Consider the following 23792-nt stretch of genomic DNA (forward strand, 5'->3'; position numbering starts at 1 on the left):
AGATTTCAGAGATTGGAAGAGCTTGCAACCGCTGGATCACCAAACTCGGTCATCTTCGGTTAACATGCCGCCATGCGAGCGCGATTGTCCGACATTGCCCAGCAGGCCGAGGTCAGCGAGGCCACCGTGTCCCGCGTGCTAAATGACCGCCCTGGGGTGTCCGCTGAAACCCGGCAAGCGGTGCTCACGGCACTCGATGTGCTGGGCTATGAAAGGCCTGCCCGGTTACGCAAGCGCAGTGCAGGTCTCGTCGGCCTCGTCGTGCCGGAGCTGGACAACCCGATCTTCCCGGCTTTCGCGCAGATCATCGAAAACTCGCTCGCTCAGCAGGGTTTCACCCCGGTTCTTTGCACGCAGACGCCCGGTGGCGTCACCGAGGACGAATACGTGGAGATGCTGCTCGACCGGCAGGTCTCCGGGATCGTTTTCGTCTCTGGGCTACACGCCGACTCCACGAGCGACCCGGAGCGCTACCGCAAGCTGCTCGCCCGGCCACTGCCGATCGTGCTGGTCAACGGCTATGCCGAGGGAATCGAAGCCCCGTTTATCTCGTGCGATGACCGCACCGCTGGTGATCTCGCCGTGTCGCACCTGGCCGCGCTGGGCCATCGCAAGATCGGCCTGATTACCGGCCCGGATCGCTACTTCCCGGTCAAACGCAAGATCGAGGGGTACCGCGCGGCGGTCTCCCGCCTTGGCCTCGAAGAGATCATCTCGCTGTCGCTCTTCGGTGTAGAAGGCGGCGACGCGGCCGCATCACGCCTGCTCGACCGTGGCGTGACCGGGTTCGTCTGCGGCTCTGACCTGATGGCACTGGGCGCCATTCGCGCGGCCCGGCAACGAGGTCTGCGGGTGCCCGAGGACGTGTCGATCGTGGGTTACGACGACTCGCCGCTGATCGCCTTCACCGACCCTCCACTCACGACGGTGCGCCAACCGGTCCGGGCGATGGCGGTGGCGGCCGTTCGGGCACTTGTCGACGAGATCAAGGGACATCCCGCTCCCCATTCGGAGTACATCTTCCGCCCGGAACTCGTCGTGCGCGGCTCCACCGCCGTGCTGAAGTCCTGAAACTTTCTGAAAACTTCTGCTTGACTCTTGCAGAGCTTGCGGGTGATCCTTCATGGGTGCCCCGGTTGCTCGCTGTTTTCCTCCTTCTGTGCTTGACGGCGTGCTCCAGCACGCCTCCAGCGCCGGGAGAGCGCGATCTGGATCACGGGGTAATCATCCACCTCTTCCAGTGGCCCTGGGAGTCGGTGGGCCGCGAGTGCGCAACGGTGCTCGGCCCGGCCGGAGTCGCCGCGGTCCAGATCTCCCCACCCCAAGAACACCGCGCGCTCCCGGGCCATCCTTGGTATGCCGACTATCAGCCGGTCAGCTATCAGCTCACGTCTCGCCGAGGAGAGCGGCAAGCCTTCGCCAGCATGGTGTCTGAATGTCACGCGGCTGGCGTCAAGGTCTACGCCGATGCTGTCATCAACCACATGGCCGCAGGCATGGGCCAGTCGTTCCCCAAGGTTCCCTACGGCCCAGCCGACTTTCACTCATGCGGCCGGTCCATTAGCAACTATCAGGACCGCTTCGAGGTGCAGAACTGTCAGCTGGTGGGGCTGGCGGATTTGGCGACGGAGCAGGAGGCGGTGCAAGCGCGCATCGCGGGATATCTGAACGATCTGCTGGCACTGGGCGTTGACGGTTTCCGCATCGATGCCGCCAAGCACATCGCCGCCGCCGACCTGCGAGCGATCCTCGGCAAGCTTACGAAACCGGCTTACCTCTACTCCGAGGTGCTGTTCAGCGCGGCTGAACCGATCAAACCTGAGGAATACCAAGACTTTGGGACCACGCTGGAGCCCCGCTATGGCGAGATCCTCGCGCGGCATTTTCGTGGTGACTCGCTGAGCTTGCTGGACGCACGCCTCCAGACGCTGCTGCCCCAGGCAGTGACCTATGTGGATAGTCACGACACGCAGCGCGGCAGCTCGACGTTGTCCTATAAGGACGAGGCGCAACACACGCTCGCGGTGCAGCTCATGCTCGCTCACCCCTACGGCACGCCGCTGGTGATGAGTTCCTTCGCCTTCAACGGTTTCGACGACGGTCCGCCCTCGCTCAGCGACGGAACCACGAAACAGGTCGTTTGTGGCGAAGGCTGGGTCTGCGAGCATCGCACGGTGCTCAGCATGGTCCGCTTCCGCCAAGCGGTCCAAGGTGCCGAGGTGCAACACCTGTGGGCCACGGATGCCGCCCTCGGTTTCGCACGTGCGGGCAAAGGCTATTTCGCCGTTAACAGATCGGCAGAGCCCATCAAGCGAACCGTCCAAACCGGACTGAGCGGAACCTTCAAAGACGTGATCACCGGTCAGACGCACCAGATCTCGGGCGAGCTGATCCTTACTATCCCCGCTACCGGTGCCATCGCACTAATCAAGGAGTAGTTACATGGACGACTGGTGGCGCAATGCCGTGGTCTATCAGGTTTACCCGCGCAGCTTCGCCGACGGAAACGGCGATGGCACAGGTGATCTGATCGGCCTGCGGAGCAAGCTTGGATACCTGCATCGCCTCGGCGTCGATGCCATCTGGCTGAGCCCGTTCTTCACCTCGCCGCTAAACGACGGCGGCTACGACGTGTCTGACTACCGTGACGTCGACCCGCGCTTCGGCAGCCTCACCGACTTCGACATGATGATCAAAGAGGCGCACGGCCTGGGCATTCGCGTGATCGTCGACATCGTGCCGAACCACACGTCCAGTGAGCACCCGTGGTTCAAGGCCGGCCTGCGCGACCGGTACATCTTCCGCGATCAGCCCAACGACTGGCAGTCCATCTTCGGCGGCCCCGCGTGGACACAGGTCGAGGACGGCTCCTGGTACCTGCACCTGTTCGACCCCACACAGCCCGACCTGGACTGGACCAATCCCGTGGTGCGCGAGGAGTTCCGCGACATTTTGCGGTTCTGGCTCGACCGTGGTGTCGACGGTTTCCGCATCGATGTCGCGCACGGCATGATCAAAGAGGACGGTCTGCCTTCGATCAATCGTGAGGGCCGTCAAGTCGAGCTGCTCGGCCGGGAACGCTTGCCCTACTTCGACCAGGACGGCGTGCACGAGATCTACCGTGAGTGGCGGCCCATTTTGGACAGTTACGGCGCGATAGCCGTCGCTGAAGCATGGGTCGAGTCACCGCAACGGCTAGCCCGCTACATCGGCCCAGACGAACTGCACCAGGCCTTCAACTTCGACTTCATGATGGCCTCGTTCGACGCGGCCTCGTTCCGTGAGGTCATCGACAGTTCCCTGGCGGCGGCCGAGGTCGTTGGCGCGCCGACCACCTGGGTGCTGTCCAATCACGACAAGTTCCGGCACGTCACCCGCTACGGCTCCTTGGCCAAGGCACGTGCGGCGACGTTGCTCATGCTGGCTCTACCCGGAAGTGCCTACCTCTATAACGGCGAGGAGCTAGGCCTGGAAGAAGTCCTTGACCTGCCAGACGAGTTACGCGAAGACCCAGCGTTTCGGCGCACGGGCGAAAGCCGCGACGGCTGCCGCGTTCCGCTGCCATGGAGTGCCAACGGTCCCGACGCGTGGGTCAATCCGTGGCTGCCGCAGCCCGCGCACTGGGCGTCGATGACCGCGCAAGTCCAGGAAGACGATCCGTCGTCAACCCTGAACTTCTATCGCGAAGCCCTGAAACTGCGCAAAGGGCTCGGCGGCGATCTTCACTGGCTCGACGCGGAGCCGGGTGTCCTGCGGTTCCGTCGCGGCGGCCACGAGGTGATCATTAATGTCGATGGCGGTCTGGTGCCTTTGGACGGAGAAGTCCTCATTTCAAGCGCGCCACTGGGGACTGACAGGACGCTCCCGCCCGCCACCGCAGCGTGGCTGGCCCCATAATCCATGCGTGGTCAAAACGTTCTTCGAGAGCATCGAGTCCTGGTACGACAAAACCGTCGACTCGACGCGCAAGCGGTCATCGCTTTTTGACCATTTCTGGCGCGCGAAGGAACGCTACAGCGACGTGCTCGGCGGCCGGCTCTCGGCCGCCATCGCGTACTACGGTTTCTTCGCGGCCTTTGCTTTGGCGGTCGTTGTCTACACCATCGTCATCGATGTCTTCTCGGGTAGCCAAACCTTGGCCAAGAGTGTGGATGAGTTCCTGGGCAACTACTTCACCGACTTGACGATCGACGAGCTTAAAGGCCAAGTCAACGTGATGCGCCCGATCGGGCTCGTGGGCCTAGTGCTGGCGGGCGTCGGGTGGGTGGACGCGTGGCGCTCCTCCCTGCGTGCGATCTGGCGGCTCGACCAGCACCCAGGCAACTTTCTTCTGCTACGGCTCGTGGATCTCGGTACCCTCATCGTTTTTGGTTTGATGATGACCATCTCGCTCAGCGTCAACAGCGGTTTGGAGGCCTTGTTCAGATATATCGCCGACGGGAAGACCGGCACCATCCCGTTCCAAAGCGCCACCTACGCCCTCACGTTCGCCGTAAACGTGGTGATTGCGTTTGGCTTGCTGACGCTCCTGCCGAGGATGCATCTAGGTGTCCGACGGCTGCTGCCAGCGATGGTGGGAATCGCGATTGGACTGACGCTGCTCAACGCTTTGAGCCACTACGTCGTGATGCGCAGCCAGAATCCGGCCTACGCCATCGTGACCACCACCGTTGGCCTCCTGGTTTACCTCTACGCCTTCAACCAGATCGTCATTTGGGGCACGTCATGGGCGGCGACTGCCCAAAATGGACGCGTCTTCGATCTCGCCTGGGGACGGCCTCGCGAGCACGACACGTTGGGGGAAGACGAGCTTCCTGAAGGCGACAAGCCATGATGGTCGGATGGGTGCACTAGTCACAATGGAGCTCGCGGCGGACGCGCCGCAGCACGACCTTCCGTGGATTATCACTTTCGGCCCCCTTGACGAGGACGAAGACTGGGAGCCGGTGGTCTGCGGCCCGTATGAGCGCCCGCACGCGCTAGCGCTGGCCCAGCACGTGGTCGCCGACGCCGACCTGATGGCTGTCGTCGAACCGCTGCTGCCGGCCACGTCGGTGGATCAGATCAAGGAACAGATCGGCACGGCACAGCGTGAGGCGGCTGAAGAAGCCGCGCTGGAGTCCGATGACGCTCTGGACACCGACTATGACTGGGAAGACCACGAAGGTCACGACCACGATCACGACGATGACCACGGCCCGGCCCACGCGCCGTCAGCCGAGGAAATCAAAGCCGCGTTCGCGCGGATTTCGGCCCGGCTAACCCAAGGGGTATGAGCGAACTGGCCGCCAGCGGCCGTCGCTTCCGTGCTCGTAGCGGGTGAAGTGGTCCACGTCGAAGCGGGCCTCGTAATCAGCGAGCCGGCTGAAGATCTCGTCGAGGGCCGGGGCAGGCACGTCATGCGCCACCGTCACGTGCGGGTGATACGGATGCGCTAGCTCACGCTGGAGCGGTCCATTGCGGACCGCTCCAGCGAGCTTCTCGCATTCGCTGATCCCTATCGCGAGGGAAACGAACACGACCTGGCTCACTGGACGGAATGTGCCTGTTCCCTTGAGCAGAATGGAATAGGGCTCGTGACCGCGCGCCACCGTCAGCAGGTGAGCGTCAAGTTCGGCGTCGGAGTGCGAGCACACCGTCGGCCCTAGCAAGGTGATGTGCGACGGGATCAAGGGACCGGCGGGATCACCGGTGGACGCACGGAAGGCGTCGAGTTCCGCACCCCAGGGCTGTGGGATGCCGATGGCGACACCGATCGTGCGTTCCACAGAAGGCTCCTTTACGAAGCAGGTTTTAGAAAGCCAATGCGGTCGTAGGCCGTAGCCAACGTCTGCGATGCCACGCTACGAGCCTTTTCGGCCCCTATCGCCAGCACTTTGTCCAGTTGTGCCGGGTCATCAAGGTACTCCTTGGTCCGCTCCTGGATCGGCGTGATGAACTCGACCACCACGTCAGCCAGGTCTTTCTTCAGATCGCCGTAGCCCTTGCCGTCATAACGGCCTTCGAGATCCACGATCAGCTCGCCGGTCAGAGCCGAGTAGATCGTGAGCAGATTGCTGACGCCTGGCTTGTTCTCCGCGTCGAATACGATCTCGCGACCAGTGTCTGTCACAGCCGACTTGATCTTCTTAGCCGCCTTGGACGCGGGCTCAAGCAGCTCGATGAGGCCGTTGGGAGTGGACGCCGACTTCGACATCTTCGCCGTCGGGTCCTGCAGGTCGAGGATCTTGGCGGTCTCTTTGACGATGTGCGGCTTGGGCACCGTAAAGGTCTGGCCGAACAGGGTGTTGAACCGCTGAGCCAGGTCGCGGGTCAGCTCAAGATGCTGCCGCTGGTCTTCACCGACCGGGACCTCGTCTGCCTGGTACAGCAGAATGTCGGCCGCCTGCAAGATCGGGTAGGTGAACAACCCGACGCTGGCCCGGTCCGCGCCCTGCTTAGACGACTTGTCCTTGAACTGCGTCATCCGGCTGGCCTCACCAAACCCGGTGATGCAGCCCATGATCCAGCCAAGCTGTGCGTGCTCCGGCACATGCGACTGCACGAACAACGTGCACCGCGCTGGGTCGAGCCCGACCGCGAGCAGCTGCGCGACGCTGACCCGGGTGCGCTGACGCAGCAGCGCGGGCTCATGCCCGGCCGTGATCGCGTGCAGATCCACCACACAGTAAAAAGCGTCGTGAGTGTCCTGCATCGTCACCCAGTTACGAACCGCACCCAAAAAGTTGCCCAGGTGATAGGAGTCCGCGGTCGGCTGAATTCCGGAGAGCACTCGTGAAGACATAGCGGTTATTCTCCCACCTCTAACGGAACCCACATCGCCCCAGGGGACTCACTAAGACGTGCAGGACGACCTATCGAGTCTTTACCACGCCAGCTACCGCCGGCTCGTGGCACAGGTCTTCGCGTTCACCACGGACTTGTCCGAGGCGCAAGACGCTGTGCAGGAGGCCTTCGCACGGGCACTGGCGCGTCGCCGCGGCCTGTCCGACATCGACGCCCCCGAAGCCTGGCTGCGTACCGTCGCGATAAACATCGTGCGGCGGCGGTGGCGGCGAAAGCAGCTCCTCAACACGATCCTGCTGCGGGAACGGCCGCTGGCCAAGCTGGTCGCCGACGCGCCGGAACCCGACCGCACCGACCTGCGCGAAGCTCTGTCCTCGCTTCCACAGGCCTATCGCGAAGTGATCGTCCTGCACTACTTGGCTGACCTCCCTGTCGACGAGGTCGCCTCGATCCTGGAGGTTCCGGTGGGCACCGTGAAGTCCCGGCTGTCTCGTGGACGGGACGCCCTTAAAGGAATGCTCGACGACGTCGAGGCGCCACCACTGGCGCAAGTCCGTGTGCGGGCTGGCAAGATTCGCAGCCGCCGGCAGGTGACGCAAGCGACCGCCGCACTGGCCTTTGTCTGTGCCGTGGCGATCGGGTTCTTCCCGTTCGTACGCGCGCCGCAGCCCCCGGCCGGCCCGATCCCCGCGCTGCCACCGGTTTACGAGTGCGCGGAGGGGATCAACGTCATCGGGCTGACCAATGCTGAACTGTCCGCCGTGCAGGAGCTTCCCGGTGACATCAAGAAGATGACGTTCAGCGGAAGCGACGGCTGGCTGTCCACGAGCAGCGGGACCAAGGCACGCTCCCTCGACGGCGGACGCACCTGGGAGCAGGGCGACTTCGACCCGCCGGCCCGGCGCACGTGGCCGGCGAGCATCGGCGATGTCGTGTGGGCCAGCGCGGATGACCAGTGGGCCCAGGGCACGAAAGGCCTGACGCACGCCGACGGGCTTTTCTATCCCACGAGCTATGGCACGACGGGCTTTACCGCGACCGAGTGGCTCGGGACGCTCTACATATTCACCGGTGGCGAGATCTGGATGGCTGACAAGACGGGAATCCGCAAGTTCAGCGACTTCAACCCGATCGCGATCAGCGGCGATGTGGCGATCCTGGATAACGGCCGCCTACTCGTCGCGTCCGACAACGGCTGGCACCTCAGTGAGGACTGGGGTCTGCATTGGACGAAGCTCAAGGGAAACCTTCCGTTTGTCAGTGAGCTTCGCGTGTCAGGCAACGGCGGCTACGTCGCGATCGGGTTGTTCAGTGTCTACGCGGCGCTGTCGGCGGACGGGCTCACCTGGCACAAGCTGCCGATTCGCTAGCGTGACCGCACACAGCGCGAGGAGTGCGGCCACCCGGGCGAAGGTGAACGTGCCGTACTCCTCATAAGTCAGGCTGCCATCGAGGTGACCCCACACTGACCACCAATAGGCGACCTCGGCGGCTTGCCAGATAAGGATCATGAATAGCGGCGTGCCCGCGACCACGACCAAGGGCAACAGCCACAACACGTATTGCGGTGAGTAGACCTTGTTCGTGACAAGGAACGCGGTCATCGTCAGCAGCATCAGGATCTCGATACGCCGCGGCGCGAACAGGGCGATAGCGGCCAGGGACAGTCCAAACAGGACGATGCCCACTTCGTTGAGGTTGTCCACGGGATACCCGAGCAGCTGCGAGGCATACCAAACCGAGCCGAAGTCGGCCGGGCGGTCGGAGTTGAGCCGCCAGAACTCCATCCAGCCATCGGGATAGAACGCCATCACCGGCAGGTTCACCGCGAGCCAGCTGATGATCGCAGTGAAGGCCGCGATGACGAAGCGCTGCCGGGAAACCAGAAGAAAGGCCAACAGCAGGAACGCTGGGTACAACTTCGCCGCGGCACCGAGCCCGACCGCAAGCCCTGCTAGCTCTGGCTTTTCCCGGGCCCAGGCCAGCATCGCCAGCGCCACGAACATCACGGGCAGCATGTCCCAGTTGATGGTGCCCGTGAACATGAGCGCGGGTGATAGGCCAACGATGACACCGGCGGCGATACGTCCCGTGAACTTAACCGTGGCCCACACCGTCACGAGCGTGCACACCAACAGGAACGCGACGTTGATGAGGAAGTATTGCTGCGGCGTGCTCGACAGACGCGCGGTCAAGTCGGCGACATAGCCAGTGATTACCGGGTACTCAAAAGATCGCTCTGTGGCATAGGGAAAGAAACCCTCAGCCAGCCCGCGATCGGTGAAGAGCACGGGCAAATCGCTGTAACAGCGCTGCCCAAAGATGAGCTCGCGCTGATAGGGCCAGCCGGCACTGTGGCACGGCCATTTCTGCCAGAGTCCCACGGCGAAGGAGAAGACCGCCGCGAGGTAGGGCGCCGCTTTCACTCGGCTTCCTGGACCGGAGCCACGCGCACCCGTGCGGCCCGCCGCCCTTCGGTCTTCACCACCGTGAGCGTGTACCCATCGATGGTCGCCACATCCCCGGTTACCGGAATCTTTCCCACGGCACTCATGATGAACCCTCCGACGGTCTCGTATGGACCCTCGGGCAGGGCGAGTCCGGTGCGTTCGGCGAAATCGGCGAGGTTGAGCATGCCGTCGACTTCAGACGGTCCCGCGACCGGCGCAGGGTGATCGGTCTCGTCGTATTCGTCGTGGATCTCGCCGACGAGTTCCTCAATGAGGTCTTCCAGCGTGACGATGCCAGCCGTGCCACCGTATTCGTCGATGACCACGGCGACGGTGTGGCGTTCGCGCCGCATTTCCGAAAGTGCCGCGAGCACGGGCTTGCTGTCCGGCAGCCGTTTGATGACGCGCACGAGCTGGGCGACCGGCTTGGAGCGGTCCGTTTCCCAGATCAGATCGCGCAAGTGAACGAACCCCACGACGTCGTCATCGCTGCCATCCGTCACGGGAAACCGCGTGTGCCCCGCTTCCTGGGCGATCTGCACGGCGTCTTCAATGCACATCTCGCGCTTGAGGAACCACACTTCCGTGCGCGGAACCATGACCTCTCGGAGCGCCGCACGTGAGCGGGCCAGGGCCTTGCCGATAATCTGGCGCTCGTCGGGGTCCAGGGTTGTGTTCGCTGCGATGAGTTTTCCCAGCTCACCGTCAGAAATCTGTTCACGTCCCGCCGTAGACTCGGCCCCCAGCACTCGAGTGGTCCAGCGGGTGAGCCCGTCGGCCGCTCGAACGATCGACCGGGCGAGGCGTTGTCTTGGAAGCGCCACGTCAAAATGATACGGTGTTGGAAATTGTTCGTTCGTGTTTGAAAGGGTGAGCATGAAGCTTCTGGTGACGGGCGGCGCCGGATACGTCGGTGGAGTGGTGACGCAACTCCTCCTCGATGCCGGGCACGAGGTTGTCGTCCTGGACGACCTGTCCCGCAATGACGCTTCACAGATCCCCTCGGCCGCGCGGTTCGTTCAGGCCCGCGTCCACGACGTGGCGACGGTGCTGGACAACTCTTTCGACGCCGTGCTGCATTTCGCCGGCCTCATCGCCGCGGGCGAGTCGATGATCCATCCCGAGTGGCACTGGGAGAACAACACGGTCGGCACGCTCGCCCTGCTCGACGCCATGCGCGTGGCCCGCGTGCGCAACCTCATCTTCTCCTCGACGGCTGCCACCTATGGCGACCCGTCGGAGTTGCCACTGACCGAGACATCCATCACCAAGCCCGTCAACACCTACGGCGCCACCAAACTGGCCGCCGACATGATCATCGCGTCCGAGGTGCACGCGCACGACTTGGCCGCCGCTTCGCTGCGCTACTTCAACGTCGCGGGGGCCTACCTTGCCGGCGACGTGCGCCTCGGTGAGCGCCACGATCCGGAAACGCACCTCATTCCCATCGCCCTGGAAGTGGCCGCTGGAAAGCGGGAGAAGCTGCAACTGTTCGGCGACGATTACGACACTCCTGATGGCACTTGCATTCGCGACTACATCCACGTCGCCGATCTGGCCCAGGCACACCTGCTCGCCCTGAACGTCATCAGGAACGGCGAACACAAGATTTACAACCTCGGCAACGGCACGGGGTTTTCCAACCGTCAGGTCGTTGAGGCCGTCCGCAAGGTAACCGGCCACGCCATCCCCGTCGAAATGGCGCCACGCCGCGCGGGCGACCCGGCCGCCCTCTACACCTCATCAGCTCTGGCACAACGTGAACTGGGCTGGGTGCCCGCGAAACCCGGCATCGAAGAAATCGTCGCTGACGCTTGGGAGTTCTATCGCCATGGCTGAGACCTTCGCCGCCCCCGGCCGTGTCAACCTCATCGGCGAGCACACCGATTATTGCGACGGTTTCGTGCTGCCTTTCGCTCTGCCGCACCGCACCGTAGTGTCCGCAACGCTTTTGGACCGTCCAGAGTGGACAGTGACGTCCCGGGGCGAGACCGTCACGTTTGACCTGTCCACGCCGGTGACCGGCTGGGCCGCTTACGTTGCCGGTGTCGTGTGGGCTTTACGCGACGCGGGTTACACCGTTCCTGGTGCCGTTCTTGACCTTTCGTCCGACGTTCCGCTCGGGGCCGGTTTGTCCTCTAGCGCGGCACTCGAATGTGCCGTGCTCACGGCTCTGGTTTCACTTGGCGGCCTTGACATTCCGCTGCCGGAGCGGGCATTTTTGGCTCAGCGGGCTGAGAATGCTTATGTTGGCGTGCCTTGCGGCATCCTCGACCAGGCCGCGTCCACGCTTTGCACCGAAGGCCACGCGCTGTTCCTCGACTGCCGAACCCTTGCCATGGAACAGATCCCGTTCGACCTCGCGGGCTCGGGACTGGCCATCTTGGTCATCGACACGCGCGCCCCGCACTCGCACGTCGACGGCGAATACGCCGCTCGCCGCACAGCCTGCGAAAGTGCCGCGCAAGCCTTGGGAGTGCCCGCCCTACGCGACGCGACTCTCGGTCAGCTTTCCCTTTTGGACAACCCTTTGTGGGTACGCCGTGCGCGTCACGTGATCACCGAAAATCAGCGCGTACTCGACGTGGTGTCCCTGTTGCACTCCGGCCGCGTCCGCGACATCGGCCCTCTCCTCACCGCCTCACACGTCTCCCTGCGCGACGATTTCGAAGTCACCGTCCCCGAACTCGACACGGCAGTTGACGCCGCCCTATCCGCCGGCGCCTACGGCGCCCGCATGACCGGCGGCGGCTTCGGCGGCTGCGTCATCGCGCTGGCAGACTCCCCTTCACTCCCGGCTGTCGAGACCGCGGTCCGCAAAGCCTTCGCCGACAAGGGTTTTACCGCGCCCGAGTTCTTCACCGCCCTCCCCTCCCCCGGCGCCGGCCCGGTCCACTAACCGCCGCACGGCTTCCTCGATGTTTGCCCGCGTCACAGCCGCTACGACGACGATCGGGTTCTCCGCGAAGAACCCGTTGCTGCTCAACGCCTTTCGGGCCTCCAGCGTGAGCCTGTTGATGTCGTAGAACGTCACCTGAATCCGACGGACACCGTAGACAACGTCGACGTCCATCCAGCCCTTCTGCTCCACTTCCCAGAAGTCGTAGTCGTCCTTAAGGACCTCTGGATAGACAATCTCGTACCTCATCGCGCCTCTACTTGGTGAGAGTGCGGCTGCGGCCGCGGAATTCGGCCACCAAGCGGTCGCCGCACGTGACCGTGATGTCGTAGATGCCTGACCGGCCATAGCGTGTGACTTCCCGTGCGCGTGCCGTCAGCACTTCTCCTGACTTGGCTGTGCTCACGAAACTGATGTCGGCTCCAGCGGCGACCGTCGGCGGCTCGTCCGGATAGTTGCACGCGCATGCGAAAGCCGTGTCAGCGAGCAGAAAGATGTAGCCCCCGTGCGCGATCTCGTGCCCGTTCGTCATGTCCGGACGGATCGTCATCTCGAGCAGCGCGTCCCCCGGCGCAACCTTGAGCGCCCGGATCCCCAGCCCCTGCGACGCCCTGTCCGCCTTCAGCATCTCCACCGGATCACTCATACCGCACCCCAATCCCTCGCCAATGGGTTTAGGATATTCTTAACATTCGGAAGGCCTTGGGGAGGGGTCTATGGAGTGGGAGATCCTTATAACCACGCAGGTCGAGGCTTTCCTGGAACAGCTATACGAAACTGATCGGTCCAGTCACCGCCTGGTGAATCAAGCCATTCTAATACTGGAGCAAAACGGCCCAGCCGAGGGACGCCCTCTTGTCGACACGGTGACCGCGTCAAATATCGCCAATATGAAGGAGTTGCGTCCTCCATCCAGTGGACGCAGCGAGGTCAGGATTCTGTTCGTGTTCGATCCGTGGCGATCAGCGATTCTTCTGGTGGCAGGGGACAAGTCAGGGGCTTGGAACCGTTGGTATCGGGAAGCTATCCCTCAGGCAGAGGATCTGTACGACCGGTACTTGAAGGAGCGCGAGGAGGAGATGCACGATGGGCGAAGCTAAGCGGTGGCGCGATTCCGGACATCTAGAACGCGCGATCGATACCGCAGGTGGCCCTGAAGCTTTCGACGCCGCAGTTGGCGAGATGCTCAGCGAGGCCCGAGGCTGGCGCTTGGCGGAAATGCGTAAGCGCCGCGACCTTACTCAGGAACAGGTCGCCAAACGGATGGGGATTTCGGTTGCCCGTGTCTCGCAAATCGAGTCTGGCGACGTATCCACACAGGACGTTCTTAACCGCTATATCAATGCACTTGGGGGCACTCTCAAACTCATCGCTGATTTCGGGGACGAGCAGTTGAAGGTCGCCTAGTAAAACGGCGGCCATAGGATGGGCAGCATGAGGTTTGGACTGCTGGGAACTGGTCACTGGGCTCGTGAGGTGCATGCGAAGGCGCTTGCCGCTCACGAGGGCGTGGAGTTCGTGGGTGTCTGGGGGCGTAATCCGGACGCGACGGTCGACATCGCTGAGGAGCACCAGATCCAAGGGTTCCGCGACGTCGACGCGCTGCTGGCGGCGGTTGACGCGGTGGCGATCGCGCTGCCACCACACGTGCAGGCGGAGCTGGCGCTAAAGGCGGCGTTGCAAGGATGTCATCTGCTCCTGGACAAGCCGCTAGCGCTGACGGTCGAGGCGGCTGACGCGGTGGTGGAGGCGGTCGATGCGAAGGGCCTCAAGAGCGTCATCTTCTTCACCAGCAGGTTCCAGCCGTCCACAGTGGAGGTGCTGAAAGAGGCCACCGGCAAGGCATGGCATGGCGGGCGGTCGACGTTGTTTGGGGCGATCGCGGATACGCCGTTTGACGCGTCGCCGTGGCGGCATGAGCACGGTGGGCTGTGGGATCTCGGGCCGCATGCGTTGTCGCTGCTGCTGCCAGTGCTCGGCCCGGTCACCGGGGTCAAGGCGATGCACGGTCCGCAGCAGTCGTCATATGTGCTGCTAAAGCACGAATCTGGTCCCGTGAGCACCATGGAGCTGACCATCCACGCGGCTCCTGCCGAGGGTAAGAACGAGACCATGTTCCATGGCGAGCCAGGGTGGCTGACCCTGCCCGGATTCGACGGTGACGCGCTCGGATCGTTTAGCCGTGCCATCAGCGAATTGCTGGAGGGTGGGCCGGATCACCCGCTCAACGTCCACTTCGGACGTGAAGTGACCCGGATTCTGGTGGAGGCCACCATATAGGGTGCCTGGCATGGCTTCCAGTGAAAGTAATGCCTATCTCGATCGGGTAGTGAAACAGCAAGCCGCACTTGAAGTCGACCTGGGCGCCGCCAAGGCTCCTGACGCACCAGCCGCCAACGCGGTCAACGTGCGGATCAAGGGGTTTGGCCGGTGGCGCACGGTTCTGGTGCCGCCCAACGCTTTCGTGGTTCACACGCGCCGCGGGCGGCGCGAGCCTGTCCACATGGGCCTGGGGATATCGTTTCGCTTCAACCCTTACCGGGACTCCTTCTTGGTTGTCCCGGGCACCATGCAGACGATTCTGCTGAGCGCCTACTGCATTTGCCAAGAGCTCCAAGGTGTAGTGGTGCAGGCCTACGTTCAGTGGATCGTGGAGGACATCGCGGTCGCCTATCGCAAACTTGACTTCGGCGACCGCAAGGACCCCATGCGCCTGGTCAACATTCAGCTCCGCGAGCAGGCCGAAGCGGCGATCAAGGACAAAGTCGCGACGATGAGCGTGCACGAAGTGCTCAGTGACAAGCAGCCCATCATCGAAGAGCTGACCGCAAGGCTGCGTGACGTGGCCGAGGGCGGGCTGGGGCTGCGCATCGTCACAGTTCAAATCAAGGAGGCGATCGTCAGTTCCACGCGCCTCTGGGAGAACCTGCAGAAGCCGTACCGCGCGGAGCAGAACCAAATCGCCCGGCTAGCCGAGCTTGCCGCCGAGGAAGTCATCTCGGTGCGCCAGTCGCAGAACAACCTGCGTCAAGGCGAGCGGGCCGAAGAGGACGCGCGGAAGCTTGCCAAACAGCGCGACGAGACCCAAGTACACGCGCACAAGCTGGAGCAGGAGCGGCATGAGCAAGAGGTCGCGATTGGACGGTTGCGGCTGGAGCTGGAACACCTTATGCAGCAACTGAAACTCGACTTCGAGCTGGCCATGGCGACGGCCCGGGCGGAAAACTCCCACGCCGTCAAGCTGCTCGAAATCGAGCGAGCCAAACTGCGGCAGGACATCAACAACAACCAAACGCCGGAGGCGATTCAGGCCCGCATGATCGCGGCCTTGCCCGATGTCGTTTCCCGCCTGCCGAAGCCGGCCGAGGTTCGTTCGGTCAACCTTGGCGGTGGCGATCCCACCAGTCTCGGTGGTGTCATCGCCTATGTCCGCGAGGCGATCAAAGCGCTGAGCTAACAGGTGTGGAGGCGCCTGCGAACACAGGCGCCTCCACAAACGACTGTCACGCGGGCGGGTTGACCCCGTTCTTCGACACAGGCAGCAACAGGTGCGTGCCGTAGTAGATCGTGGCCGGCTCCGGCGGCAAGTGACCCAGAACCGGGTTGATGTGCTTCAGCTGCAGGTTGACCACGGGAGCGGCGGTCGACGTCACGATGTCGAACTTCTCCAAGTCAATCCACCGCACGATGTTGAAGACATCAGCGGGAATGTTGTCTCCCGCTTTCTGCACCGGCACACAGAGCTGCCGGTTGTAGGTCACGTTCACCCCGTGCACGGGCAGATTCGCCAGCACTGGGTTGAGGTGCCGCAAGGAGAGCTGACGGTTCATCGGCGTTTGCGGCTGCTCTAGATAGCACTTGAGGTCGATGTGACGCACCAGGTTGAACACCTCAGGCGGCGGCGTAACACCGTTCTTGATGACCGGCACGCAAAGGTGCTGCGGAATGCTCAGGACGACGTTGCGAGCCGGGAGGTTAGCCAGCTGAGGGTTCAAGTGGCGCAAGGTCAAGGGCCGGTTGATGTTCGTGCCGGTGATGCGATAGCACGACAAGTCGACGAACCTGACGAACGCCAGCACCTCGGGCGGTGGCAGCACGTTGTTCTTCGCCACGGGAACACACAATTGCTCGCGTGGGCCCAGGGTGTGCGTCTCGATGGGCAGGTTGCCCAGCACGGGGTTGAGGTGGCGCACGGTCACCGTGGCAGCCGGTGGCGTGTAAGGCGAGGTGCGCATGCACTCAAGGTCCAAATTGGACACAAAGCGCAGCGGCGAGGGCAGGGCCTGGATCTGCGGTTGCGCGGCGGCCGGGCTAGCCGCCGTCATCCCAGCAGCGACGCTGAGCATGAGGACGGCAGTGGCCAGCGTGCGAAGGCGAGACATAGAGGGTCCTTTCAAGATAGTGAAAGGCATCAATTCCTATGGCCCGCAGTCTTCCACGCCAGCGACATGACCAGAATGCGCTCGCGAGTCGGCTTCGCGACTGATCCGCTTGCGCTACACCGCTTCCACGATCATGCCGGCACCAACCGTACGGTTCGTCGCCTCGTCAATGATGATGAATCCACCCGTGGCCCGGTTTCGGCGATACTCATCAGCGAGCAATGGCACCGTCGTCCGCAGCCGGACGCGGCCGATCTCGTTGAGCGCCAACCCGGAAGCGGACTCGTCGCGGTGCAGCGAGTTTACGTCAAGACGGTAGTTCAGCTGACGCACGATCGCCCGCGCCGAGCGCGTCGTGTGCTTGATGGCGTACTTAGCACCGACTTGCAGCGGCTTACTTTCATCCATCCAGCAGACGAGCGCTTCCACATCCTGCGCGACGGCGGGAGCGTTGTTGGGACGGCAAATCATGTCCCCGCGCGAAATATCGATCTCGTCCTCGAGGCGGACGGTCACCGACATTGGCGGGAATGCTTCTGTCACCGGGCCATCGGCCGTCTCGATCGAGGCGATGCGCGTGGTGAAACCGCTTGGCAGCACAAGGACTTCGTCGCCTGGCTTCATGACGCCAGAAGCGACCTGTCCCGCGTAGCCGCGATAGTCCGTGACCGTTGTCGATTGCGGACGGATGACGAACTGCACCGGGAATCGCACGTCGACCAGGTTGCGGTCGGAGGCGATGTGCACGTGCTCGAGGTGGTGCAGGAGCGACGGACCCTCGTACCAAGGCATGTTGGCCGAGCGGGTAACGATGTTGTCGCCCTTCAACGCCGAGATCGGGATGATGGAAAGGTCTGTGATCTCAAGTTTGGCGGCGAACGCGGTGAACTCGCGGACGATGTTTTCGTAGACCTCTTGCGACCAGTCCACGAGGTCCATCTTGTTGACACACAACACCAGGTGCGGCACGCGCAGGAGCGAGCACAGGAAGGCGTGCCGGCGGGACTGTTCCACGATGCCTTTGCGCGCGTCGACGAGTACCAGAGCAAGGTCTGCCGTGGACGCACCGGTCACCATGTTGCGTGTGTACTGAATGTGGCCCGGCGTGTCCGCGATGATGAACTTGCGCCGTGGGGTCGAGAAGTAGCGGTAGGCCACGTCGATGGTGATGCCCTGTTCCCGCTCGGCCCGCAGGCCGTCGGTGAGCAGTGCCAAGTTTGTGTATTCATCGCCCCGGGCGGCCGACACCGCTTCCACCGCTTCAAGCTGATCGGTGAACAGCGACTTCGTGTCGTAGAGCAGACGCCCAATCAGCGTGGACTTTCCGTCGTCAACACTTCCAGCCGTCGCGAAGCGCAGGATATCGATGCCCATCAGAAGTAGCCTTCCCGCTTGCGGTCTTCCATCGCCGCTTCGCTGACTTTGTCGTCGCCACGGGTGGCTCCCCGCTCGGTGATGCGCGTCTGTTCAATTTCCTCGATAACGTCGCGGACCGTCGCCGCCTCAGAGGAGATGGCCGCCGTGCACGAAGCGTCGCCGACAGTGCGGTACCGGACCGTTTGCGTGGCAGCGGTTTCGCCGTCTTTGAGAGCGATGAACTCGTTGATGGCGTAGAGCATGCCGTCGCGGAGCACGACCTCACGCTGGTGCGCGAAGTAGATCGAGGGAAGCGGGATGTTGTCACGCTCGATGTAGTGCCAGATGTCGAGCTCGGTCCAGTTGGACAGCGGGAAGACGCGAATCGACTCACCGGGGTTGTGCCGTCCGTTGTAGAGCGACCACAGCTCAGGGCGCTGGTTCTTCGGGTCCCACTGGCCGAACTCGTCGCGGAAGCTGAACATGCGCTCTTTGGCGCGCGCCTTCTCCTCGTCGCGACGGGCGCCGCCGAACAAGGCGTTGAAGCGGTATTTCTCCACCGCGTCGAGAAGGACTGGCGTCTGAATGCGGTTGCGTGAGCCGTTGGCGGGCTCCTGCACGAGGCCCCGCTGCAGCGCGTCGGGCACGCTCGCCACGATCAGCTGGATGCCGAGCTGGTTCACGCGCTGATCACGGTACTGAATGACTTCCGGGAAGTTATGCCCCGTATCGACGTGCATCACCGGGAACGGGATCTTCCCGGGAGCGAACGCCTTCTGGGCCAGGTGCAGCATGACGATCGAGTCCTTGCCGCCCGAGAAGAGCAGGACGGGCCGCTCAAGCTCAGCCACGACCTCTCGCATTACGAAGATGCTCTCTGCTTCGAGAGCATCTAGATGCGAGACACGGTAGGAGGCAGAGCCGCTACTCATTGTCAGACCTTTCCTAGCTCTTTAGTCGGGATTTAATCTAGGCCGAAAGGATGCCACGCTCAAAGATGCTGTGACAAGGCTGACAGCAGCCGTTTCGACAGATCGGAGCGGCAGACGAGAAGATCTGGAAGCTTCGGGTCGGCCCGGTTGTACTCCAGCGGCCGCCCATCGACACGCGAGGCGTGCAGGCCAGTGGCCAAGGCCACGGCGACCGGAGCGGCCGAATCCCATTCATATTGACCACCGGCGTGGATATAAGCATCAGCTTCGCCAGTGATGACAGCCGCGATTTTGGCCCCGGCAGATCCCATGGGTACTAAGACAGCACCCTCCGCCTTCGCCAGCCCCGGCAAGAACGCCGGTGGGCGGGTGCGGCTCGTGACGATCCGGATCGCCCCACCCGAGGCCACATCGGGGTGCATAGGCGGATAGGAGGGCGCTGGATCGGTGCTCAGCACGCGGTGCTGGGCCGGCAGCGCGATCGCGCCAGCGGTCAGCCGGTGTGACACCGTGCTCCACAGGGCGACGTGCACTGCCCAGTCGGCGCGGCCTTCTTCGCCGAACTCGCGCGTGCCGTCCAGCGGATCGACGATCCACACACGTTCCGAGCTCAGTCGCGCGGGATCATCGCGTACGCCCTCTTCGGAAAGAACGGCATCGGCGGACCGCCAGCGGCCGAGCTCTTCCATCAGCATCTCGTGCGCGACCTGGTCCCCGGCCCGGCGAAGCTTGTCCGGGTCACCGAAGCCCTTCGTTTGGCGCAGGTCAACGAGTGTTTCCCCGACCTTCGCCGCGAGCCACGCGGCGAACGCGCCATCGGAAGCCGGCGCCATCAGTAGGCCCCCGAACTGCGGACCACGGCCGTGACCGTGCGCAGCATGATGACTAGATCCATGGATAGCGACCAGTTCTCGACATAACGGAGATCTAACCGGACGGCTTCCTCCCACGGTAGGTCTGAGCGGCCAGAGACCTGCCACAGACCAGTCATTCCCGGCTTAACGGCCAGCCGCCGGTGGACATCTCCGGCATAGACGGCGACTTCGCGCGGCAGCGGCGGGCGGGGGCCGACCAAGGACATCTGTCCGGCTAGGACATTGAACAGCTGCGGCAACTCGTCGAGGGAGTACCGCCGCAGCCACCGTCCCATGGGCGTAACGCGGGGATCGTTGCGCATCTTGAACATCACGCCGTTGCCCTCGTCGAGGTGGCGGATCTCGTTAAGGCGTGCTTCGGCATCCGAATACATTGTCCGGAACTTGAAAATCACAAACTCTTTGCCGTCGCGGCCCACCCGGGTCTGCCGGAAGAACACCGGGCCCCGTGAGTCGATGACGATCGCCAGGGCGATCAGCACGAGGATGGGTGCTGACAAGGCGATGAGTGCCGCGGAGCCGATGCGGTCCACGAGTTCCTTGATGATCCGGCTTCCCCCGGACAGCCGCGGATGCTCCACGTGCAGCATCGGCAGCCCGTCCACGGGACGGATCGTCGTGCGGTCACCGGCCACGTCGATCAGTGCGCTCGCGACGATCAGGTCGACCTCGTCGCGCTCCAGTTGCCAGGCCAGCCTTCTCAGCGCGTGACCGTCGAGTTCGGGGCAGCTCAGCACGATCGCCGTGTCAGCGCCGGCGATGCTGACCGCTTCAGCGACATCGTCAAACGTCCCGTAAATGGGCAGCCCCACCCGGCCGTCGCTGCCCTTGGGCACACAAGCCCCAACGACCTCCAGGCCGTGGAACCGTTCACGGCAAAGTTGCCTGGTCAGGGCGATGATGGCCAGCTCGTGCCCGACGACGATCACCCGCCTGAGGCACTCGCCGCGACTGCGTCTGACGTGCAGCCGGTGCCGGAGCAGGAATCGCGCCACCACCATCGCCGCGGTCGCCCCCGGCATCGCGACGAGCACGTAGGAACGGGCCGTGGGAAGTTCAAGGGCGTAGGAGACGATCGAGACGGTGGCGATCAGCCACAGCCCGCCACGGATCACGCGATCGTATTCATCGGTTCCGACGAACAGGAACCGTTTGTCGTAGGCGCGCGTGAGCGCATGTGCCGCAACGAAAACGAACGGCAGCGCGAGCGACAAGATGACATAGGTGCGTGTAAAGGCTGTGACTGGCCCGCCAAAGCGCAGCAGGTAAGCCAGAATCCCGGCAGCCGCGCCGACCGCCAGATCCAGGCCGAGGAGCTTCAGCTGGTACCGCTGCTCCCAGCCCTTGCGGCGGTCAAGTTGCCGTGGCGGAAGCCCAATGTGCGTGCGGCCCTTGTGCTGTGGGCGCACCGCGATCAGGCCTGCCGGAGCCGGGCTAAACGGAGCGGGTCCCGCCGGGGTTGGTGCGAAGTCCACAGCGGACGTCCGGCGGCTCCGGCTCGGATAGGGCCGCGGCCGCTGTTCCATCCATGCCCCCAATCACCGCAGTACCTGGGGGTTCAACGGTGTGCGAGCAGAAATGTCACGCTGTGTGAAATACAAGCTGGGCCGCGGCAAGCCCTTTGGTGACGATGGTTTCGACCGCGTCGGCGGCCTTATCCACGAGGTATTCAAGTTCTTTGCGTTCGGCGGATGAGAAATCCGACAGAACGTAATCGGCTGGATCCTGCCGGCCTGGCGGGCGCCCAATGCCGAACCGCACGCGCACATAGTCCTTTGTGGACAGTGACGAGCTGATGGAACGGGCACCGTTGTGGCCACCTTCGCCACCACCGGTCTTCAGCTTGATCTGACCGTAAGCGATATCCAGCTCGTCATAGATAGCGACAACCTGTGACGGCGGAATCTTGTAGAAGTTGCACAGGGCGGCAACAGGGCCACCCGAAAGGTTCATATACGTCAACGGTTTCGCGAGCACGAGTCGCGGCGCGTCCGCGCCATAACCCAGGCGTGTCTCAGCGACTTCCGCCAAAGCCTTGCGGTGACGGCTAAACGAGCTGCCTGTCCGCTTCGCGAGCAGGTCCGCCACCATGAACCCGGCATTGTGCCGGTTACCGGCATACTTGGGCCCCGGGTTACCCAGCCCAACGATGAGCCAAGGCTGTGCTGGCGGCCGGTTGGCCGCCAGCTCCGCGTTCTGCACTTACTCGGCGGCTTCCTCGGAAGCGGCTTCACCCTCGGCGGCTTCGCCTTCCGCGGCCTCGGCCTCACCGGTGTCGCCCTCAAGCTGCTCGGCGGTCGGAGCGTGGCTCACGATGACGAGAACCGTCTCGGGGTCGGTGATGAGCTGCGAGCCCTTCGGCAGCTTGACGTCGCCGGCGGTGACGTGGCCACCAGCGTCAAGGCCCTCAACCGAAGCCTCGAGGTGCTCCGGCAGGTGCAGCGCCTCGGCCTGGATGGAGATCGAGTTGTGCTCCTGCATCACCAGGGTGCCCTTGACGGGCTCGCCCACGACGTGCACCGGAACATCAACCGTGACCTGCTCGCCGCGCTTAACGATGATGAGGTCGACGTGCTTGTAGGTGTCCTTGAGCGGGTCGCGCTGGATCGCCTTCGGCAGGGCCAGCGTCTTGTGCCCGTCCGACACCGTGATGTCGAAGACGGTGGTCATGCCACCGTGACGGATGGCGGCCGCGAACTCCTTGGCCGGCAACGAAATGTGGCGCGGGGCCTCACCGTGTCCGTAAAGCACTGCCGGAACCAGGCCAGCCTTGCGGGCACGACGGGCAAAACCCTTACCGAATTCACTACGCGTCTCAGCGTTGATCTTTACACCGGTAGACATGTGTCAAACTCCTGCTCAACGGTCTCGTGTGGTTCACAGCGCACGACGAGCCGGAACTCTCCGCCGTCGATAACGGTGCGCGAACGCACCCTCGCCGTGGCAACCCGACCACTCTACCAGCGGCTCAGCTGAGGCCCCCAAAGAGGGTTGTCACGGAACCATCGTCGAATACCTCACGGATGGCGCGAGCCAGCAGAGGCGCGATCGACAGCACGGTCAGCTTGTCGAACTGCTTCTCCGGGCCGAGCGGGAGGGTGTTCGTCACGATCACTTCACGGATGCGGCTGTTCTTCAGGCGCTCCGTCGCGGGGTCGGAGTGCACCGCGTGCGTCGAGGCCACCACGACATCGGCCGCACCCTCGGCGAACAGAATGTCGGCGGCCTTGCAGATCGTTCCAGCCGTGTCGATCATGTCGTCCACGACGATGCATGTGCGCCCGGCTATGTCACCGATCACGCGGTTGGCGACCACCTGGTTCGGCGCCGTGATGTCACGGGTCTTGTGGATGAACGCCAGCGGGCAGCCGCCCAGCCGGTCAGTCCACCGCTCAGCGACCCTCACGCGGCCCGAGTCGGGCGCCACCATGGTCAACGGCCGGTCGCCGTAAGTCTTCTCGATGTAGCTCGCAAGAACATCCATGGCGAACAAATGGTCCACGGGACCGTCGAAGAAGCCCTGAATCTGCGCGGTGTGCAGATCCACGGTCAGAATCCGGTTGGCCCCCGCGGTCTTGAGCAGATCAGCCACCAGCCGGGCCGAAATCGGCTCCCGGCCACGGTGCTTCTTGTCCTGCCGCGCGTATGGATAGAACGGCAACACCACGGTGATGCGCTTCGCGCTTCCACGCTTGGCAGCGTCAATCATCAGCAGCGTTTCCATCAGCCACTTGTTCACCGGCTGCGAGATGCTCTGCACGATGAACGCGTCCGAACCACGGACCGATTCGGTGTACCGCACGAAGATCTCGCCTGCGGCAAAGTCATAAGCCGTTGTCGGAGTCACCCCGACCCCGAGCACCTCTCCAATTTCCTGCGTCAGCTCCGGAAAAGCCCGGCCGCTGAAAAGCATCAGGTTCTTGGTATTTTCCGCCACGATGCTGCCCACCGGTGGCCGCCCTTTCGCGATAGGTCTGCGCTGTAAGTATTACCCCCGCCGCCATCTTTCCTTGACGGTTTGGCAACCTCGGCGAAGGTCCACTCTGCGGTGGGACATCTCACCGTGCGGTTGACAGGAGGGGTGGGTTGATGGCAAGCGTCTGTGAGCGCTA

The 23792-nt window shown here is 63.3% G+C and carries 25 protein-coding genes and 1 pseudogene; 12 read left to right on the forward strand and 14 right to left on the reverse strand.

Annotation, left to right across the window (positions count from 1 at the left end):
• Positions 1-72 precede the first annotated feature (72 nt).
• From A3E1_RS0136510 to A3E1_RS0136530, 5 genes are read left to right on the forward strand one after another with little or no spacing between them, the layout of a single operon-like run.
• Positions 73-1071 carry a LacI family DNA-binding transcriptional regulator gene (locus A3E1_RS0136510; RefSeq protein ID WP_020525787.1) on the forward strand — a complete coding sequence of 333 codons (999 nt, stop codon included), beginning with the start codon at positions 73-75 and terminating at the stop codon, positions 1069-1071.
• Between the two features lie 56 nt (positions 1072-1127).
• Entirely contained in the window at positions 1128-2438 is a 1311-nt protein-coding gene (locus A3E1_RS43980; protein ID WP_040393023.1) for an alpha-amylase, read from the forward strand.
• A gap of 4 nt (positions 2439-2442) precedes the next feature.
• Complete coding sequence (locus A3E1_RS0136520) at positions 2443-3897, forward strand: glycoside hydrolase family 13 protein (protein ID WP_020525789.1); 1455 nt, start codon at positions 2443-2445, stop codon at positions 3895-3897.
• Positions 3898-3904: 7 nt separating this feature from the next.
• Positions 3905-4834, forward strand: a complete 930-nt coding sequence (locus A3E1_RS0136525; protein WP_020525790.1) for a YihY/virulence factor BrkB family protein — start codon at positions 3905-3907, stop codon at positions 4832-4834.
• A 7-nt stretch (positions 4835-4841) separates the two neighbouring features.
• A complete protein-coding gene (locus tag A3E1_RS0136530; protein ID WP_026209191.1) occupies positions 4842-5276 on the forward strand; it encodes a hypothetical protein in 435 nt (144 codons plus the stop codon).
• On the opposite strand, the gene A3E1_RS0136535 is transcribed toward A3E1_RS0136530, so the two are convergent.
• Positions 5259-5768, reverse strand: a complete 510-nt coding sequence (locus A3E1_RS0136535) for a 2'-5' RNA ligase family protein (protein ID WP_020525792.1) — start codon at positions 5766-5768, stop codon at positions 5259-5261. The two genes, A3E1_RS0136530 and A3E1_RS0136535, sit on opposite strands and share 18 nt — an antisense overlap.
• 11 nt (positions 5769-5779) lie before the next feature.
• Positions 5780-6784, reverse strand: coding sequence for a tryptophan--tRNA ligase (gene trpS / locus A3E1_RS0136540; RefSeq protein WP_026209192.1), 1005 nt, complete (start codon positions 6782-6784; stop codon positions 5780-5782).
• 58 nt (positions 6785-6842) lie between these two features.
• Between trpS and A3E1_RS45795 the strand changes: the two genes are divergently transcribed.
• Positions 6843-8156, forward strand: coding sequence for a SigE family RNA polymerase sigma factor (locus tag A3E1_RS45795; protein WP_020525794.1), 1314 nt, complete (start codon positions 6843-6845; stop codon positions 8154-8156).
• On the opposite strand, the gene A3E1_RS43990 is transcribed toward A3E1_RS45795, so the two are convergent.
• Together A3E1_RS43990 and A3E1_RS43995 are read right to left on the reverse strand one after the other, a co-directional pair.
• Complete coding sequence (locus tag A3E1_RS43990) at positions 8061-9212, reverse strand: glycosyltransferase family 87 protein (RefSeq protein WP_020525795.1); 1152 nt, start codon at positions 9210-9212, stop codon at positions 8061-8063. The genes A3E1_RS45795 and A3E1_RS43990 overlap by 96 nt on opposite strands.
• The gene (locus tag A3E1_RS43995) at positions 9209-10060 is read right to left on the reverse strand and encodes a hemolysin family protein (protein WP_040393114.1); all 852 of its coding nucleotides are present in this window, start codon (positions 10058-10060) and stop codon (positions 9209-9211) included. The genes A3E1_RS43990 and A3E1_RS43995 overlap by 4 nt, the downstream gene beginning before the upstream one ends.
• 52 nt (positions 10061-10112) lie before the next feature.
• On the opposite strand from A3E1_RS43995, the gene galE reads away from it, so the two are divergent.
• Positions 10113-11075, forward strand: coding sequence for a UDP-glucose 4-epimerase GalE (gene galE, locus A3E1_RS0136560; protein ID WP_020525797.1), 963 nt, complete (start codon positions 10113-10115; stop codon positions 11073-11075).
• A complete protein-coding gene (gene galK, locus A3E1_RS0136565) occupies positions 11068-12135 on the forward strand; it encodes a galactokinase (RefSeq protein WP_020525798.1) in 1068 nt (355 codons plus the stop codon). Before galE ends, galK begins: the two co-directional genes overlap by 8 nt.
• Here the strand turns inward: galK and A3E1_RS47590 are convergent.
• Positions 12025-12384: a hypothetical protein gene (locus tag A3E1_RS47590; protein ID WP_157631965.1), complete on the reverse strand. Its 360-nt coding sequence runs from the start codon at positions 12382-12384 to the stop codon at positions 12025-12027. The two genes, galK and A3E1_RS47590, sit on opposite strands and share 111 nt — an antisense overlap.
• 7 nt (positions 12385-12391) lie before the next feature.
• Positions 12392-12781 (reverse strand): hydroxyphenylacetyl-CoA thioesterase PaaI, encoded by a 390-nt coding sequence (paaI, locus tag A3E1_RS0136575; protein WP_020525800.1) that lies wholly within the window; start codon positions 12779-12781, stop codon positions 12392-12394.
• Positions 12782-12851: 70 nt separating this feature from the next.
• Between paaI and A3E1_RS0136580 the strand changes: the two genes are divergently transcribed.
• Genes A3E1_RS0136580 through A3E1_RS0136595 form a run of 4 tightly spaced genes read left to right on the forward strand, consistent with a single transcriptional unit; the run spans position 12852 to position 15592 of the window.
• Positions 12852-13235, forward strand: coding sequence for a type II toxin-antitoxin system RelE/ParE family toxin (locus A3E1_RS0136580; protein WP_020525801.1), 384 nt, complete (start codon positions 12852-12854; stop codon positions 13233-13235).
• Positions 13222-13542 (forward strand): helix-turn-helix domain-containing protein, encoded by a 321-nt coding sequence (locus A3E1_RS0136585; protein WP_020525802.1) that lies wholly within the window; start codon positions 13222-13224, stop codon positions 13540-13542. The genes A3E1_RS0136580 and A3E1_RS0136585 overlap by 14 nt, the downstream gene beginning before the upstream one ends.
• Positions 13543-13569: 27 nt before the next feature.
• On the forward strand, positions 13570-14415 hold the full coding sequence (locus tag A3E1_RS0136590) for a Gfo/Idh/MocA family protein (protein ID WP_020525803.1): 846 nt from the start codon (positions 13570-13572) through the stop codon (positions 14413-14415).
• Between the two features lie 10 nt (positions 14416-14425).
• Positions 14426-15592, forward strand: a complete 1167-nt coding sequence (locus A3E1_RS0136595; protein ID WP_020525804.1) for an SPFH domain-containing protein — start codon at positions 14426-14428, stop codon at positions 15590-15592.
• Between the two features lie 46 nt (positions 15593-15638).
• Here the strand turns inward: A3E1_RS0136595 and A3E1_RS0136600 are convergent, their stop codons facing one another.
• The 8 genes and pseudogenes from A3E1_RS0136600 to A3E1_RS0136635 form a co-directional block, all read right to left on the reverse strand.
• Complete coding sequence (locus A3E1_RS0136600; protein ID WP_020525805.1) at positions 15639-16517, reverse strand: hypothetical protein; 879 nt, start codon at positions 16515-16517, stop codon at positions 15639-15641.
• A gap of 114 nt (positions 16518-16631) precedes the next feature.
• The gene (locus tag A3E1_RS0136605; protein WP_020525806.1) at positions 16632-17891 is read right to left on the reverse strand and encodes a sulfate adenylyltransferase subunit 1; all 1260 of its coding nucleotides are present in this window, start codon (positions 17889-17891) and stop codon (positions 16632-16634) included.
• A complete protein-coding gene (gene cysD / locus A3E1_RS0136610) occupies positions 17891-18805 on the reverse strand; it encodes a sulfate adenylyltransferase subunit CysD (protein ID WP_020525807.1) in 915 nt (304 codons plus the stop codon). The genes A3E1_RS0136605 and cysD overlap by 1 nt, the downstream gene beginning before the upstream one ends.
• A 59-nt stretch (positions 18806-18864) precedes the next feature.
• Positions 18865-19638 (reverse strand): 3'(2'),5'-bisphosphate nucleotidase CysQ, encoded by a 774-nt coding sequence (locus A3E1_RS0136615; protein WP_020525808.1) that lies wholly within the window; start codon positions 19636-19638, stop codon positions 18865-18867.
• The gene (locus A3E1_RS0136620; protein ID WP_020525809.1) at positions 19638-21206 is read right to left on the reverse strand and encodes a sugar transferase; all 1569 of its coding nucleotides are present in this window, start codon (positions 21204-21206) and stop codon (positions 19638-19640) included. The genes A3E1_RS0136615 and A3E1_RS0136620 overlap by 1 nt, the downstream gene beginning before the upstream one ends.
• A gap of 55 nt (positions 21207-21261) precedes the next feature.
• Positions 21262-21882: an aminoacyl-tRNA hydrolase gene (gene pth / locus A3E1_RS0136625; RefSeq protein WP_020525810.1), complete on the reverse strand. Its 621-nt coding sequence runs from the start codon at positions 21880-21882 to the stop codon at positions 21262-21264.
• Positions 21815-22524 (reverse strand): annotated as a pseudogene (locus A3E1_RS0136630) (50S ribosomal protein L25/general stress protein Ctc). The gene pth and the pseudogene A3E1_RS0136630 overlap by 68 nt, the downstream one beginning before the upstream one ends.
• A gap of 124 nt (positions 22525-22648) precedes the next feature.
• Entirely contained in the window at positions 22649-23629 is a 981-nt protein-coding gene (locus A3E1_RS0136635; RefSeq protein WP_020525812.1) for a ribose-phosphate diphosphokinase, read from the reverse strand.
• Between the last annotated feature and the right edge of the window lie 163 nt (positions 23630-23792).

This window comes from Catelliglobosispora koreensis DSM 44566 (genome assembly GCF_000379685.1).
Taxonomy (GTDB): Bacteria; Actinomycetota; Actinomycetes; order Mycobacteriales; family Micromonosporaceae; genus Catelliglobosispora; species Catelliglobosispora koreensis.